Origin of the sequence: Acidovorax sp. (assembly GCF_046339755.1) — a bacterium.
Taxonomy (GTDB): Bacteria; Pseudomonadota; Gammaproteobacteria; order Burkholderiales; family Burkholderiaceae_C; genus Acidovorax.
Window position 1 is genome coordinate 1 of sequence record NZ_JBKDTZ010000084.1, and the last position, 15,491, is coordinate 15,491.

The 15,491-nt window shown below is 66.9% G+C and carries 10 protein-coding genes and 1 pseudogene; 5 read left to right on the forward strand and 6 right to left on the reverse strand.

The window, feature by feature from the left end; all coding sequences use genetic code 11:
• The 3 genes and pseudogenes from ACK59X_RS06685 to ACK59X_RS06695 form a co-directional block, all read right to left on the reverse strand.
• The coding region (locus tag ACK59X_RS06685) for a beta strand repeat-containing protein (RefSeq protein WP_409956121.1) at window positions 1-3,456 on the reverse strand (3,456 nt) is incomplete at its 3' end.
• Window positions 3,457-4,026: 570 nt separating this feature from the next.
• Window positions 4,027-4,458: pseudogene (locus ACK59X_RS06690) on the reverse strand (DUF4347 domain-containing protein); the annotation flags it as partial.
• 223 nt (window positions 4,459-4,681) lie between these two features.
• Window positions 4,682-5,548: an AraC family transcriptional regulator gene (locus ACK59X_RS06695; protein ID WP_409956112.1), complete on the reverse strand. Its 867-nt coding sequence runs from the start codon at window positions 5,546-5,548 to the stop codon at window positions 4,682-4,684.
• A 161-nt stretch (window positions 5,549-5,709) separates the two neighbouring features.
• Between ACK59X_RS06695 and ACK59X_RS06700 the strand changes: the two genes are divergently transcribed.
• On the forward strand, window positions 5,710-6,495 hold the full coding sequence (locus tag ACK59X_RS06700; RefSeq protein ID WP_409956113.1) for a hypothetical protein: 786 nt from the start codon (window positions 5,710-5,712) through the stop codon (window positions 6,493-6,495).
• Between the two features lie 48 nt (window positions 6,496-6,543).
• Window positions 6,544-7,083: a carboxymuconolactone decarboxylase family protein gene (locus ACK59X_RS06705; RefSeq protein ID WP_409956114.1), complete on the forward strand. Its 540-nt coding sequence runs from the start codon at window positions 6,544-6,546 to the stop codon at window positions 7,081-7,083.
• A 100-nt stretch (window positions 7,084-7,183) separates the two neighbouring features.
• On the opposite strand, the gene ACK59X_RS06710 is transcribed toward ACK59X_RS06705, so the two are convergent.
• Entirely contained in the window at window positions 7,184-8,716 is a 1,533-nt protein-coding gene (locus tag ACK59X_RS06710) for a methyl-accepting chemotaxis protein (RefSeq protein WP_409956115.1), read from the reverse strand.
• 471 nt (window positions 8,717-9,187) lie between these two features.
• On the opposite strand from ACK59X_RS06710, the gene ACK59X_RS06715 reads away from it, so the two are divergent.
• The 3 genes from ACK59X_RS06715 (at window position 9,188) to ACK59X_RS06725 (ending at window position 13,475) form a co-directional block, all read left to right on the forward strand.
• Window positions 9,188-10,225 carry a response regulator transcription factor gene (locus ACK59X_RS06715; RefSeq protein WP_409956116.1) on the forward strand — a complete coding sequence of 346 codons (1,038 nt, stop codon included), beginning with the start codon at window positions 9,188-9,190 and terminating at the stop codon, window positions 10,223-10,225.
• A gap of 158 nt (window positions 10,226-10,383) precedes the next feature.
• The gene (locus ACK59X_RS06720; protein ID WP_409956117.1) at window positions 10,384-12,066 is read left to right on the forward strand and encodes a hypothetical protein; all 1,683 of its coding nucleotides are present in this window, start codon (window positions 10,384-10,386) and stop codon (window positions 12,064-12,066) included.
• A 290-nt stretch (window positions 12,067-12,356) separates the two neighbouring features.
• Window positions 12,357-13,475 carry a DUF3592 domain-containing protein gene (locus ACK59X_RS06725; protein ID WP_409956118.1) on the forward strand — a complete coding sequence of 373 codons (1,119 nt, stop codon included), beginning with the start codon at window positions 12,357-12,359 and terminating at the stop codon, window positions 13,473-13,475.
• Between the two features lie 170 nt (window positions 13,476-13,645).
• Here ACK59X_RS06725 and ACK59X_RS06730 read toward each other — a convergent pair whose 3' ends face one another.
• Both ACK59X_RS06730 and ACK59X_RS06735 read right to left on the reverse strand, forming a co-directional pair.
• Entirely contained in the window at window positions 13,646-14,437 is a 792-nt protein-coding gene (locus ACK59X_RS06730) for a hypothetical protein (protein ID WP_409956119.1), read from the reverse strand.
• Between the two features lie 201 nt (window positions 14,438-14,638).
• Window positions 14,639-15,491 (reverse strand): OST-HTH/LOTUS domain-containing protein (locus tag ACK59X_RS06735; protein WP_409956120.1); only part of this gene is annotated, 853 nt, incomplete at its 5' end.

A 15,491-nucleotide genomic window follows, 5' to 3' on the forward strand; every position in this document is an offset into this window, starting at 1 on the left:
GCGCAGCGTATCGACATCGCCGCTCGGGATGTGGCGCACCAGCACCTCCTGTTGGCCGTTGGCGCCGCTCTGCAGCCTGAAGCTGTAGTGCTGCAGCAGCCCCACATACACCGCCATGTCCGTGCCCTCACCCCCGTCCAGCACATCGCTGCCGCCACCGCCCACCAGCACGTCGTTGCCCGCGCCGCCCAGCAGCGTGTCGTTGCCGCTGTCGCCGCTCCAGCCGCTCTCGGCAATGGTGCTGGTCTGGACCAGGTTCAACTGCGCGCCCGAGGAGGTCTGGGTGGTGATGGCGTTCTTGACCTGCGGCAGGTGCACCAGGAAGTCGAGCGCCTGCGTCCAGGTGCCGCCCTGCCCCAGGAAGTCCACGGCGATCTGCACGTTCTGCGCGCTGGCCAGCGATGCCCCCACCGTCTGGGTGATCAGCGCCTTGGCCTTGTCGGCCGTGCTGGCGCCGGCCGGCAGGGTGCTCTCGTACCAGTTCCAGGCGCTTTGCAGCAGCACTTCCTTGGTCCATTCGGGGCTGGACAGGCCGTTCTGCGTCTGCAGCGTCGGCAACTGGCCCGTGAGGCCCTGGAACAGCAGGGCCGTGGTCTCCAGGCGGGCATAGTCCTGGTTGTAGGCCAGGGCCAGGCGCGGGTCGATGGCCACGCCGCCCTGCCAGTTGCCCACGATGGTGCCCTGCGTCAGCTCGCTGAGCACCGGCTCCACAGAGCTGAAGCTGGCGTGCAGCGTGCGGTCGGTTCCCAGCGCAAAGCGCCAGTTGCCGGCATCGCTCGCACCGCCGACCAGGATGTCGTTGCCGGCGCCGCCTTCCAGGTGGTCGTTGCCAATGCCGCCGACCAGCCGGTCGTTGCCTTCATCGCCGTACAGCTTGTCGTTGCCGGCCTTGCTGCCCACCACGTCGTTGCCGCCGCCACCGCGCAGCACATCGTCATCCGGGCCGAGCACGATGAACTGCGCCGCGCCATCGCCCACCACGAAGTTCGCACCCACGCCCCCCACCACGCGCACGGCGCCGATGACGATGGCGAACTCCACCTTGTCGAACTGCAGCACGGTGCCCGGCGGCAGTTGCCGCGCGTCGATCACCAGCGCCTCCTGGCGCTGCGGGTGGGCAGCATCGCCCTCGCCCGTGCCATTGCCTCCGGTGATGACGATGGGCTGCCCGGGCGCCGCCGTCACGCCCGCGCCCGTGGTCAGCGTGAGGGTGCGCACCGTGACCTGGCCCTGGTCCTGTACGCCGGGCACGAAGGTGTCGATGCCCGACTGCAGCAGTTGGGTGAAGTCCGCCGGCAGCGAGATCGGCTGGCTGGCACCGATGAGCTTGTCGCGCAGCGTGAGGTTGTTGCCCGCGGTCTCGCTCGATGCCACACCGATGCCCACCGGCAGCCCGATCTGCAGCACCGTGTCGCCGCTCGCGCTGGCCAGCGGGATGTCGGCCAACTGGTTGTTGGGCGTGTTGGGGTCCTCGGGCCGGTTGGCGGGCACGGGGGTCACGGTGGTCGTGGTGGTCGTGCTGCCGTTGGCATTGGTGGTGGTGCCGGTCTGCACCGTGGTGCCATCCACCGTGGACTGGCCAGGCGGCGTGGGGCCCGGGCCTTCGTCCGGTGGGGCGGCGGTGGTGAAGTTGTAGGTGGTTTCATTGACCACGGCGGCTGCGGCATTGCCCACCACGTCCTTGAGAGCGCCGGCGGCCCAATTGACGTAGTACGCGGTTGCCGGGGACAGGGCCGCTGCGGGCGTGATGACGAGCTGGCCGCTGCCGTTGATGGTGACGGTGGCGGCCACCAGGGTGTCGGTGGCCACGTCGCGCAAGGCCACCGAACTGGTGTTGCTGTCCGCTGCGCTCAGCGCTTCGGAGAAGGGCAGCACGATGGCGCCCGTGATGGAGGCGCTGGTGGCGTTGTCCGCGGGGGTGGCGGCCCCTGGGGTGGGTGTGGGCGCTGTGGTGTCCAGCACGTAGCTGCTGGTGAATTCGGTCCCGTGGTTGCCGGCCGCATCGGCCACGCGCAGCTTGAAGGTGTCGCTGCCGGCGAGGGTCTGGCCTGCCAGGGTCCAGGTGGTCTGGCCTTCGGCGGCGGTGGCATCGACCCAGGTGCCGCCGTTGTTCAGCGAGATCTGCACCACCTCGCCGAACAGCAGGTTCGCGCTGACCGTGCCGGACAGGGTCTGGCTGGCGGCGGAGGTCTTGAGGTCGCTGGTGTTGGCACCCGTGTCGGCAGAGAAGGCGAGCGTGCTCCCCGTGGTGGTGGGGGCGGTGTGGTCCAGCGTGAACTGCTGGCCGACGGTGTAACCCCCGGCGATGCCGACGGCCGAACCGTTCTGGATGCCCGTGCCGCTGCCCTTGAGGTCCAGGCGCAGGGTGCCGTCGCCCGACAGGCCATTGACGCTGACGGTGTAGGTGTCCCCGGACCCCGTGAGGTTGGCAATGGAGCCCCCCGCAGAGCCTGTGGTTGTCAATTCGAAGTCACCCGCATCCACACCAGTCACGGGAGCAGTGAACGTTACGGTGTAGTCGACCGACGTGGCCGTCCCCTGCACTGTTGCCGGCGCCCCTGCCGCCCGCACTATGGAGGCAACGCTTGGCGCATCGGTGACGTTGATCGTGAATATCTGGAAGGCATCGTTGCCAGCCGCATCGGATGCCTTCAGGTAGATGCGGTAGTCGCCGGCAGTCAGGTTCTGGGCCGCCACCAGGCTGGTGCCCGAGATCGTGAACTTGCCGTTGTCCGCATCGATCACACCATTGCCAGTGGCAAAGCCGTAGGTGACGGCCGTGATGTCGGTGGCCGAAAGCGTGGCGACCGTGCTGCCGTTGGTGGCCGCAGCCGCCATGACGCTGGTGGTGCTCAGGGCCATGCCGACCGGGCCGATGGTATCGAGCACATACGCGAAGCCCGACGATGCCACCGATACGTTTCCGGCCACGTCGGTCTGTTTGACTGTCAGCGTGTGCGCGCCGCTTGCCAGCGAGCTGCTGGTGATGGAGAAGGCGCCCGAGCCGTTGGCCGTGGTCGTGCCCAACAACGTGTTGCCATCGCTGTCGTAGAGACGGACCGTGGCAAGGGCCTCGGCCTGGCCGGTGATCAGCGGCGTGCCGACATTGGTGATGCCGTCGCCAAGGGTGCCGCTATCGCTGCCGGCCGACATTCCCAATGACGTGGGCGCGGCGGCCACCGTGTCAATCTTCAGCACCAGCGCCGCGCTCAAGGGCGAGACGGCATTGCCTGAGTCCGTCTGGGAAACCTTCAGATTGTGCGTGCCGTCGGACAGTGCGCTGCTGGTGATGCTCCAGTTGCCCGAGCTGTCTGCCGTGGTGGTGCCCAGCAGCGTCGTGCCATCGGTATCGTAGAGCTTGACGGTGTTGTTGGCCACGGCGGTGCCGGTCACGGTAGGCGTGTTGTCGTTGGTAATGCCGTCGCCCACGGTGCCGCTGTCGCTGCCGGAGGTCACGGAAGGCGCGGGCGGTGCCGAGGGGCCCAGCGACTGGCCTGGCAGCAGGAAATTGGCCGCGGTTAGGGTTCCGACCGTTCCCGAGAAAAACATGTAGACCGCGGGGAAATACCCGGACCCATACCCCACCACAATGCCGGTAGCCGCGCCATTTTGGATGGTATTGCCGGAATTGTAGAAACCGCCTTGCCCGGCTGGGTTGTAACTGGTGTAGAGATTGTCGTAGCCTACAAAGTTTTCAAGGTTCTGCTCATCGACGAAGTTGGTAGTGAAATCAACAGTGACTCCGCTGAGAGCCGCCACGTCACGCAGATCGATAAAGTCTTCGCCGGCATTGAACCCCGTTATCACGGGAGAATTGGGCATGCTGAATGCCCCGCTCGCATAGCTACCGCCGCTGACATAGAAGCCGTTTGGTATGTAGAGGAGATCTTGCACCCCATTGGTCAGCGTCAGCGTTGTCGACGAAGTCATGGTGTAGCTGGGCAGGGCGAACGAATAGCCCTCGAACGCCAGCACCTGGGATTCCACCGCCTCCGCCCGCTCCAACACCCAATCGCCACCAAGGGCCTTGCTGCCGGTAAGGTTCTGCGAAGCAGCGATGTCGGCCCCGGTGAGCTCCTGGAGCCGGTGGATGAAATCGGCACCGTGCTGGTCTGCTCCCACAGAGCATCCATAGATGAGGAAGTCGCCATCCTCGGCAAGGGCTCCCCCGATTTTCCGCAGATTGTCCTGCGTGTCCTGACGCTGAAGGCTGGCGGCATCGGTGGTGGTCTGCCCGATCTGAAAGGAGCCGGGCGCACCATGGCTGATCAGATGGATGGAACTGTAGCCCGCATGCCCGGCCGCCCATTCGGCCATCTGCGTGAGGCCATCGCGGGCGGCATCCAGTACTACCACTTCAATCCCCATCGGCATGGAGGCAATGATGTCGTGATATCCGGCAAGGGAAGAATCAACAAAGGCAACACCCTTGTCCGCTGCGTCGTGAGTTCTGTTCATATTCGTTGCCTGTCCAAAGAGCCTAGACGTTTTGCATTGCAAAAAGATTTCGTGAGTGCATCAGCATTGCAAAACCGTCCCATTTCGCCCCCGGGCAGGGAGCAACTGATTTCGCAGCACACCACGCGATGAAACGAAAATTATCTCAAGCAATCAATGGATACCACATATTTCGGAAGGCTTTTTCGATCCGCCTGGAACCGTGGCGCACCGGCGCCACGGCTCATCCTTGCAGCCCCTGCACCCACACTCGCGGCGCCTGCCCCACCACCTGCGTGAACGCGCGCGAGAACGATGACGCACTGGCATAGCCCAGTTGGTCGGCCGCGGACTTGACCGGTGTGCCCTGGCGCAGCAGGGTCTGCGCAATCGCCATGCGCCACTGGGCCAGGTAGTCCGCCGGCGGCTGGCCCACATGGGTGCGGAAGGCCGCGGCAAACGCGCTGCGCGACATGCCGGCCTGCGCCGCCATGGTGTCCAGCGTCCAGTCGGCCTCAGGCCGCTCGTGCAGGGCCACCAGGGTGCGCGCCAGGCGCGGCTCGGCCAGGCCGGTGAGCAGACCGGCGGGCAGCTCGGTCTCGCCCGTGTGGTCCAGCAGCCAGCGCAAGAGCTGGATCACCAGCACCTCGAACAGCCGGTCCGCCAGCAGGCGCTGGCCGCAGCGCAGCCGCTCGGTCTCGGCAAACAGCAGCGCCAGCGTGTGCTCCAGGCCTTGCACCTCGCGCAGCGGCAGCGCCAGCATGGGCGGCAGCGCGCGCACCAGCGGGTGGCTGTCGCCGCCGTCGAAATCGAGCGTGGCGCAGACGAAGTCGGCTCCGTCCACCGGCGCGTTGTGGAAGTCGTGCGCCAGCGGGCGCGGGTAGAACAGCAGCGTGGGCTCGCTCACCTGCAGCCGGCGCTTGACGCCACGCGCGCGGTGCGTCACCTCCATCTCGCCACTGCGCAGCACGTGCAGAAAGCCCCGCCCCGGCTGCGCCGCGAAGTGCGTCACCCCGCACAGCGGCCCGGCATGGAACAGGTGCGCACGCAGGCGAAAGCGCTCTAGCAGTGCGGACAGGCGGTCGATGGGTTGCGGCAGGGGTGCACTCATGGCCTGGCAGAGCAATCAGGACGAAATGGCATGTTTCATGGATTCAACGCGCCATATTTTACGGCACCGCGGAGGAAACTTCATTCCACGGTTCCTGCAGCAACCAGCCAACGCAGACGCCGCGACAAGCACCCATCGACACCACACAAGGAAAGTCAGCCATGCGACGAAGCACCCTTCTTCTCTCCCGCAGCGCCACGGCGCTGGCCCTGGCCGCTCTGGCCTGCAGCGCCAGCGCCCACGACGCGCACCACAAGGCCAGCGCCAAGGACGCCCACACCGGCGGCATCCGCACCGCACCGGCGCCCAAGGTCAAGCCTGCCTTCGACATCTTCCACACCCGCATCAGCACCGATGGCAATACCGCCATCTTCCATGTGGCCGTGTCGGGCAAGGCCGGCGCCACCAAGCCCGCCAAATCGGGCAAGCTGGCTGGCAGCACGGTGTTCTCGTATGTCTGGCCGACCACGCTGGACCCATCCACCGTGGGCTTCGAGCCCAAGGCCGGCATCCTGGCCTTTGCCGTCACCTCGCACCCGGACTTCGACGACACGCCGCTGTTCGACGAAAACGGCGACGGCAACCCCGCCAACGATGGCGATGTCTGGCACTCGCACTGGGTGGTGCTGCAGCCCGACGACGCCTGCGGCAAGGGCAAGCTCAAGGTGGTGGACATCCCCGAGGGCGCCAAGCCGAAATTGCCCAAGACCTGGCCCGGCCTGCCCATCCTGATCGACAGCCCCGGCTGGCACCCGAACTTCAGCGGCCAGACGCTGGAGGTCAAGGTGCCCTTCGACGACATCGGCGCCGTGCAGGCCGCCTCGTTCGACGGCGTGGCCGCCGCGCTGCGCGTGAACGCCAGCGTGCATGCGCCACTGCTGTGCGTGCCGGATGTGATGAAGGTCGCCTCGGGCGACCTGTCCCTGCCCGGAAAAGTGAACCGCTGATTTCCCCCGTCCCGTAACCATACCTACCTCAACCAAGGAACCATCACCATGAACCGCATCCCCTTGATCGACCGCGCATCCGCCCCCGCCAGCGTCGCCGGCACGCTCGATGCCATCCACGGCGCCTTTGGCGCCACGCCCAATATGTTCCGCACGGTGGCCCAATCGCCCGCCGCGCTCAACGCCATGTGGGGATTTTTCGGCGCCCTGGGCGGCGGCAGCATCGACGCGCAACTCGGCGAGAAGATCGCCGTGGCGGTCGCCAACCGCAACGACTGCCACTACTGCCTGGCTGCGCACACGGCCCTGGGCCGCAAGGCCGGCGCCAGCGCCGCCGAGATGGGCGCCGCGCAGACCGGCCAGTCCGACGACCCGCGCACCGCGGCTGCCCTGGCCTTTGCGCTGAAGCTCGTGGAGGCGCGCGGCCAGGTGTCAGAAGCTGATGTGCAGGCCTTGCTCGGCGCCGGCTTCAGCGATGGCCAGGTGGTCGAGATCCTCGCCCACGTGGCACTCAACCTGTTCACCAACTATGTGAACGTAGCGTTCGCAGTGCCGGTGGACTTTCCCTCCGTCGCACTGCGCCGCTGAGAACCCGCTGGCAAACTGCTGACCAAGGCACCGCGCCTTGCAGCTGCCGGATGCGGCCACGGAGAAAGTGGCCGCCTGTGGACCGCAGCCGCAGGCCTTGCTACAGCCTGAAGAATGCCACCGTCTCCACCAGGTCGCGCGCCTGGTGGTTGAGGCTGCTGGCGGCTGCAGCCATCTCTTCGACCAGTGCCGCGTTTTGCTGCGTGACCTGGTCCATTTGTGTGACGGCATCGCCCACCTGCGACACCCCTTGGCTTTGCTCGGTGCTGGCAGCACTGATCTCGCCCATCAGGTCAGTCACGCGGCGCACGGCACCCACCACCTCGGTCATCGTGGCACCGGCCTGCTCAACCAACGCAGACCCCTGGCTGACGCGTTCCACGCTGTCGCTGATCAGCGTCTTGATCTGCTTGGCCGCGTCGGCCGAGCGGCTCGCCAGGCTGCGCACTTCCGAAGCGACCACGGCGAAGCCTCGGCCCTGCTCGCCAGCACGCGCTGCTTCCACGGCAGCATTCAAGGCCAGTATGTTGGTCTGGAAGGCAATTCCGTCGATCACGCTGATGATGTCGGCAATCTTGTGGCTGCTGTCGTTGATGCCCTTCATGGTGCTCACCACCTGGCCCACCACCTCGCCACCCCGCACGGCCACGTTCGAGGCGCTCATGGCCAGCTGGTTCGCCTGGCGCGCGTTGTCCGCGTTCTGCTTGACGGTGGCGTTGAGCTCCTCCATGGAGGCTGCCGTCTGCTGCAGGGCGCTGGCCTGCTGCTCGGTGCGCGCCGACAAATCGTTGTTGCCCTGCGAGATCTCGGAGGACGCGGTAGAGACGTTCTCGGACCCCTCACGCACATGGCGCACCACGCCCGCCAGGCTCTGCTGCATGGCCGACAGGGCCTGCAGCAACTGGGCCATTTCGTCGCGGCCCTGGGCTGAGATACCGATGGCCAGATTGCCCTGGCTGATTTGCTGCGCGGCCTGCACCGCCTGCATCACCGGGGCGGTGATGGAGCGGGTGGCCCAGGCGGCAAACACCGAACCCAGCACCATGGAGACGGCCGCCGCGATACCCAGGGCCCACTGGCTCGAGGCAGTGCTGGCGATGATCTGCTGCTCGAACTCCTTGAGCTGATCCTCGGTGTACTTGGCCACCGCAGCCAGGGACTGCAGGTACTGTTCAGCCAACGGCCGCAGGTCGCTGTCCACCAGGGCAGAGACCTCCTCTCCCGCCTTCTTGCGCTCCAACAGTTTCGCTCGCGCGCCGACATAGGCTGTACGGGTCTTGCCCACCTCTGCCAGCAACTGCTTGCCCTTGGCGTCTTCGGCGAGCAGTTCTTCCAGCCGCTTTTGGGCCCCGCTGGCCTTCTCGGAGGTGGCGGCCATGTCTGTGCCCAGCGCCTTGACAAAGCCGGCATCGCCGGACTTGAGCGACGCCGAGGCACGCACCCAGTTCAAGTCGATGGCAGCCTTCCAGTCGTGGGCCAGGGCGTTGCGCTCCAGTTCCACGTTGGCGATGCGTTCGCTGGCATCCTTGAGTTCGGCAAGGCGCCATATGCCAACAATGGTGATCAATGCAGTGACAAGCAGCACCAGGCCAAATGCAAGGCCCAGGCGGGTTCCAATGGAGAGACGGTTCATAGTTTTCACGCGATTGAGGAAGGGACGTCCGATGCCAGCACATCGCGGCCAGGACTGATGGAGAGAGTGTAAACGATTTTATCATTTTCATCAATATTTTTTGCTCTCTCTCCCCACAATAGGGCGCGACTCTGCGAAAGTCATTACAAATCATCGTTACAAGCGCGATTTTGTCGTTTCTATCTTTTTCGCGGAGGTTTTGCGATGTATGGCAGGGCGCCCTGCATGTCCACCCAGGGGCGGCGCGGGGGGAGCGCGGGCTGGTGCTGACTGCGCTGGGTTGCTATCCGCTCCTGCTTAGCAGGCAGGGCTACAGCCTGATTGCAGGCCCAGGCCACCACACGCAGCCCGACATGGCTTGAAACGGCCAGGCTATCGCTGCGGGTGGCCCGCCTTGCCTGCACAGCCCCATCACCCATTCGAGGGATGGCCGGCCACTGACGGGGCGCAGACAATGTAGCGAGCTGTTACATGTGCACCCTTGGTGCATGGGCATCCTTCGTCCACCACGTCATAAGAAGCGACCACATGCTCGGCAAGGCCCAGGAGGAATTGAGTCAGATGCTGCTGGCGCTGTACCGGCTGTCACTGGAAAGCCCCATGGACCAGTTCCAGGACGCCGCACTGCAGTGGGTGCGCGGCCGGCTGGCGTTCGATTCATCCATGTGGGGCACGGCCACCCACGGCGTGTCGGGCATCAACATCCACACCATCCACCTGCACAAGCAGCCGCAGGAAATGCTGGTGGCCTACGAAGCCCTCAAGCATCTGGACACAGCCGCCGCCGAGGTCGCAAGGCGCGGGTCCACCACCTTGTCGTTCAACACCGCATCGTGCTTTGCGGCCGCCTCACAGCGTCCGCTTCTGGACTACGGCAGGCGTTTCGAGCAGCGCAATTTCTTTATCACCTCGGCCCTGAACCCGGATACTGGATTTACCCACTGGGTTACCCTGTTCCGGGCCAGCCCCGATGCCCACGGAACCGAACAGGAGCGGCAGCTGCTGGCTGCCATCGCGCCACACCTGCAGCAGGCGCTGGAGCACAACCGCATCCTGCATCTGCAGCGGCTTCACCATCCCCTGGCACCTCTCTCGGGATCGGCGATTGCCGATACGCGTGGCATCCTTCATCATGCAGATCCCCATTTCGAAGAGGCCCTGCGGACCGAATGGGCGCACTGGAAGCCACCGGCGCTCCCCGACGTGGTGGTGCGGCACTTTGCAAGCGGGCAGTCGCGTTTCTGCGGTCGCCACCGGGTGATGAGCTGCCACCCCGAGCGCGGCCTCCTGTTCCTGCGCACCCGCCCCCGTTGTCGGGCCGACGACCTTACCCCCAAGGAACTGGCGGTGGCCCGGCTCATGGCCAAGGGCGACACCCACAAGCAGGTGGCGGCAGAGCTCGGCCGCGCGCCCGCCACGGTGCGCAACCACATACAGGCCATCTACGGCAAACTGGAAGTCAACAGCATTGCTGCACTCATCGAGGAGCTGCGGCAGGTGGATGCGTGACCGGCCCTCTTGCGCAGTGTGACTTGCTTTGCATGGGCCCATTGTGCGTCCACTCCAGGCGCACAAAAATGATGCATTTGCATCATTCAATATCCGGTAACCGTTGCATACATTTTGGGAGAGCGCTGCATCGCCAGAGCCCACCCAAAGGAGAAACCGTGTCAACGCAAAACCATTCCAAGCCCCAAATGCTGGCCTTGTCGGCAGCCCTTTCCATGCTCGCTCTGAGCCCGCTGACCCTGCAGGCTGCCCCCCGCACGCCCACCGCCAACGAGCTGTTCGACTGGGCCCAGACGGCCCTGCCCGCCGCATTCCCCGGCTCCCTGACCAGCGTGGCGGGCACCGGCTTCACGTTCCGCGGTCCGTACTCCACCGGCAACTACCTGGGGGTAGAGGGCAGCACCATCTACGTGCTGGGGCCAGCCACAGGCAACCGGTTGCAGGCGGTAGGCGCACTGGCCGACTTTGCCTGCAGCGTACACCCCGGCAGCTGCATCTCCAGCGAGACGCAGGCCAAGGTCACAGCTTTCATGGCCGCGCAGGATGCGCTGTACGCCAGCGGCCTGCCCGCCACCGGCGCACAGGCCTATGCCAACCACGATACCTGCTACTTCCACAATGGTGCGACGCGCGCCAGCGAAGTGGCGCGCTTCGATGCCGACGCCGACGTGCGCGCCAATCTTGCCCGGCGCGTAGGCGCCAGACGCACCGACATCGAGGTGATGGCCGAGCGCAACACCACCAATGCCGATGGCAGCGCGCGCCGCGAGATCGACGTGCGCTACAACCTCGGCTTCGCCGATGGCATGGTGCAGCGCAGCATCACCGAAACCCTGGTGCAGGGCAGCTCGGCCGGCACCTCCACCGCGGCGGGTGCCTGCGCCATGCCCCAGACCTCGCAAGACCTGCGGCTGCTGGGCAATCAACGCATCGTCGGCTTCAGCCTCGCGTCCCTCAGCACGGTATACAACCGCTTCAAACTGGCCGATGGCACGCCCCAATCTCCCGCAGTACGCTTTCGCAACGAGGTCCGCTTCATAGTGACCGACCCCAGCGCCAAGGCGACCTACGCCACTGTCTCCGGGCCCGGCATTCCTGGCGCCTACAAGCTGATGTCGCCCCGCATTCTGGCCACGGCGCCTGAATTCGCAGGCAAGCCCGGCAACTCGCTCGATCCCGTGCCAGAAGATGCCTTTCGCATTTGCTGGACCGCCGGCTCTGCCGGCCTGGCCGACGCCGCCGTTGCCGACTGCACGCAAAATGGTGCCGAGATCAACGCGGTGCGCGTGCAGAACACCGATGCGGCGGCGCTGGACCGGGCCTTCGCTGCGCTGGGCTTTGCAGCGGGAGGCACCTACACGCTCCAGGTGTACGCCGACGATGGCTGGAAAACCGTGAATGGCCAGGCCGGCAAGACTCCCATCGCCACCTACCAAGCCCGCCTTGGCGCCCTGCCTGAAAGCGCTGCTGCGTTGGCTGCCGGCACCACGGCCAACTACCCCAATGCGACGATGTCGCTGACCCCCGTGGACATCGCCACCGCCTTGCGCAACAAGACGGCAGCCGCGATCCAGGTGACCGTGGTCAAGCCGGCCAAGGCCAGCACACCGCTGCGCCTGGAGAGCGGCTACATCTTCGAGCAGGGCCGGGTCAGCGCGTCTGCGGCGTTCCCGAACGTGCGCCTGGACCGCACGACCTACCCCGCCGCCAACGCCACCTCGTTCAGCGCCAGCATTCTCGTGCCGCCCCAGAACCTGGCAATACCCACCACAGGCGAACTGGGCGTCACCTACAACGACCTCGGGGGCCGCTCCATTCGCAACGTCATGAGCTTCGACTGAATCCGCTCCTGCAAATATGGAGGGTGGACGGCGCGCACCAACGCGCGCTGTCCACCCGCCTTTTTTGGCTTGGCGCGTGAAATGGGCAGCCGCCCCGCCCCAGCCCCAGCTCCCCCCGGGCGCGGCCCGCCATGCGGCACGCGCCACCGCCTTTCCGTTGGCCGCCATACCGCTTGCAGCAGGAACCCAACACACACCCGGCCATGCAGTTGCCCGGTGCAGCGATCACCCGCAGAATCAGCCCCCCTCGCCCCCGCGATGGCTTTTTCTGTACTTGCCGCGCCGCCCGCATGCCTGCTATCGACAACATTTCCCCACCCCAACGCCGCGCCGCAGCCTGGTGGTTCGGCCTGTTCGGGCTGCCCTTCATCGCCATCGCCTTCTGGCTGCTGATCACCGGGGTCTGGCCCGCGCTCAGCGACTGGACCCGCATGTCGCGCTGGCAGCCGGCGCAGGCCACTCTTGTGGCGGCCCGGCTGGCGGTGCGCCCCGGCAGCCGGGGCGGTGCCACCACAGAAGCCACGGCCACCTACCGCTATACCGTAGGGGGTGAGGAATACACCAGCCACCGCGTGGGCATCTCGCGCGGCAGCGACAACATCGGCAGCTACCAGGCCACGATGGCACGCACGCTGATGGAGCACCTGCAGCGCGGCGAGCCCGTGCGCATCTGGGTCAACCCCGCCAACCCGCTCGATGCCACCATCGACCGCGGACTGCGTTGGGAACTGCTCGCCGTCCATGCCGGATTGGCGTTGGTCTTCGGCAGCAGCGGCCTGGGGCTGCTGTTCTTTGCGCTGCGGCTGCACCGTGCGCCCAGCCACGGCCCTGGCCACATGGCCGAGGGCAAGGCGGGCGGCAAGACCGGAGAGCACGCGCCCGGCCTGCCCCGACAGTACGGCAACGTCTGGCTGCACCAGGTGCCCGGCGGCGTGCGCCTGCACCTGCCCTACGGGCGAGACCTGGGGCGGCACATCGGCGCGCTGGCCGGTGGCAGCGCCTTTCTCGCCGTCGCCATCGGGGTGGGGTGGTTCATGGAACGCGGCGACTCGGTCGCCGGCATCTTCGCCGCAGTGTTCGGCATGGCGGGGGTGGCCTTTGCCGCCAGCAGCGTCTTTTGCATCACCACCAGCCTGCAGGCCGAGCTGGACGAGCGCGGTATCCGCGTGCGGCGCCGTTTTCTCGGCCTGCCGCTGCACAGCCACCAGGTGCCGCCCGGCATGGTCAAGCGCCTCGTGCTGCAGCACGAGCAAACCACCGAGCACAGGGGCCGCGAGACCGCCTGGTACCGGCTGCTGGCCCAACTCAAGAACGGTGGCACCATCGCCCTTACCGACAGCCTGGAGGGCGAGGCTGCGGCACGCGGCCTGCTCGAGCAGGTGGTGGCCTTGTCGGGCTACCGGCGCTAGCGTCCGGAGTGGGATCCGTTGAAGAGAAAATCTGCCGAAATCGCTGCAGGCCAGACGCAAGCCACAGCCGTTCCGGGTGGAGGAAACGGCTTCAGGCAGACTGCTGCGCCTGCACAACGCCAGCCACGCCGACGGCACTGCGCATCCGCACACGAGGCCGCCTGTGCAGGCTACCGGGGCGTGTAACACCTTCCCGCGGCGATGGCCGCGTTCACATGCGCCGCCAGGCCAGCGAGGTTCGGGAAGGCCGGCGGCGTAGAGGTGTCCTGCAGCAGGCACAGGTGATTGGCCTTGCGCACCAGCACCACGGGGGTGAAGACGGCAGGGTTCAGCAGCCCGCCCGGAAAGGTCTGGCGCTTGCCCCAGAAAGCCGACAGATCCGCGTTGGCCTCCGTGCGCTCCTGCTGGAACCAGAAGGTACTGCTCAGCGCGCCCGAGGCGGCGACACCCACGCCCGTGCATTGCTCGTTGCGGTAGGTCACGGTGCCCCGGCCGACCGGGCGCGAGCCGCTGGAATCGCTCGCCACATTCCAGAGCTCCCGCACACCGCTGCCACCCGCTGCGGGCTGGCATTGGTCCTGCTCCCAGGGGCCGTCGGACAGCGTCGCCAGCGGCGCGCAGCGCACCGCCACGGTGTCCACCGCTGCGGCGGCCACCATGCCGGCCGCATTGCGCACCACGCAGCCAGAGCCGGCGGGTGCCGCCTTCACGGCCACCGCATAGGCGCTGCCATCGGCCAGCGGCCGGGCGAAGGTGAAGGCACCGTCGGCCGCCACGGACAGCTCGTCACCGCCATTGTTGGCCAGCACCAGGGGGCGCCCGCTGGGCACGCCGCTCGCGATGCCGCCCAGCGTGTAGGTGGCGCGGTCGTCGCCGCCGCCGCCACAGGCGGACAGGGCCGTCAGGGCAGCCACGGCCATCAGCTGCGTGAGCAGCGGTGTTGTTCCTTTCGTTGAATGCATGCGATCTTCTCCTGTTGTATTTCGCAATGGCCCTGTGGCAAATGCCACGGCGCCATGATGGCCCAGCGCCTGCCGGGCCGGCAGGCGCCAATGAGCGAAATACAGCAGCTACGGGCCTTTGCCTACGATAGATACACCAGCCAACACGCGAGTCCCATGCACTGGCACAGCGCTGCGTTGCGCCCTGCCTGGGGCCAATGCCTACTTGCCGGCCTTGGCGTCCTTTCCTGCCGCCGCAGTGCGCGGCTTGCGTGCGCGGGGCGCTGCCGCCTTGGCAGCAGGTGCCGCGGCCGCCTCGGGCTCTGCAGCCGCCGCGGGCCCGTCGGCCGGTACGTCGGGCTGCGCTGCTGCCGCTGCAGCGGCCTTGCCGCGGCCGGCCGTGCTCTTGCGCGGTGCGGCACCACGGCGGCTGCGCGGTGCGGGGGCCTGTTGTGCTGCATCGGCCTGGGCAGGCTCCACCACGGCGGGGGCAGCATCCGTATCGGTATCCGCATCGGCGCTGCTCTCGGCCACATCAAGCTGCGCCTCGACGTGCACCGGCATCGCGGCGGGCGCCGGCTGGCTGAAATACCGGCTCACCACGGGTTCGTCCGGCTGCGCATCGTCGTCGTGCTCTTCGATGCCCGGCTCGGCAGCATGGTCCTCGGCATGCAGCATGTCCTGGCGGACCTCGCCGTGCTGCGGTAGCCCTGCCCGCGCATGCCCTTCACCCCGGCGCCCACGGCCGCGGCCACCCCGGCCACCACCACCGCCCTCGGCCGGCGTGTCGGGCAGCGCCGCCACGGCATGGAAATCATGGCGCTGGCTGCCCTGGCGTTCTGCGGATGCGGCGGTATCGCCCACCGGGCCGGGCCCACTCCCACCACCACCGCCCAGGCTGCGAAACACATAGGCGCCCGACTTCTCGTCGCGCCCAAACTCCATCAGCCCACGCGCCTGCGCCTCTTCGAGCAGGTTGCCGAAGGTGCGAAAGCCGTAGTAGCTCTCGCTGAAATCGGGCCGGCGGCGCTTGATCGCCTCCTTGAGCACCGAGGCCCAGATCTTGCCGCTGTCG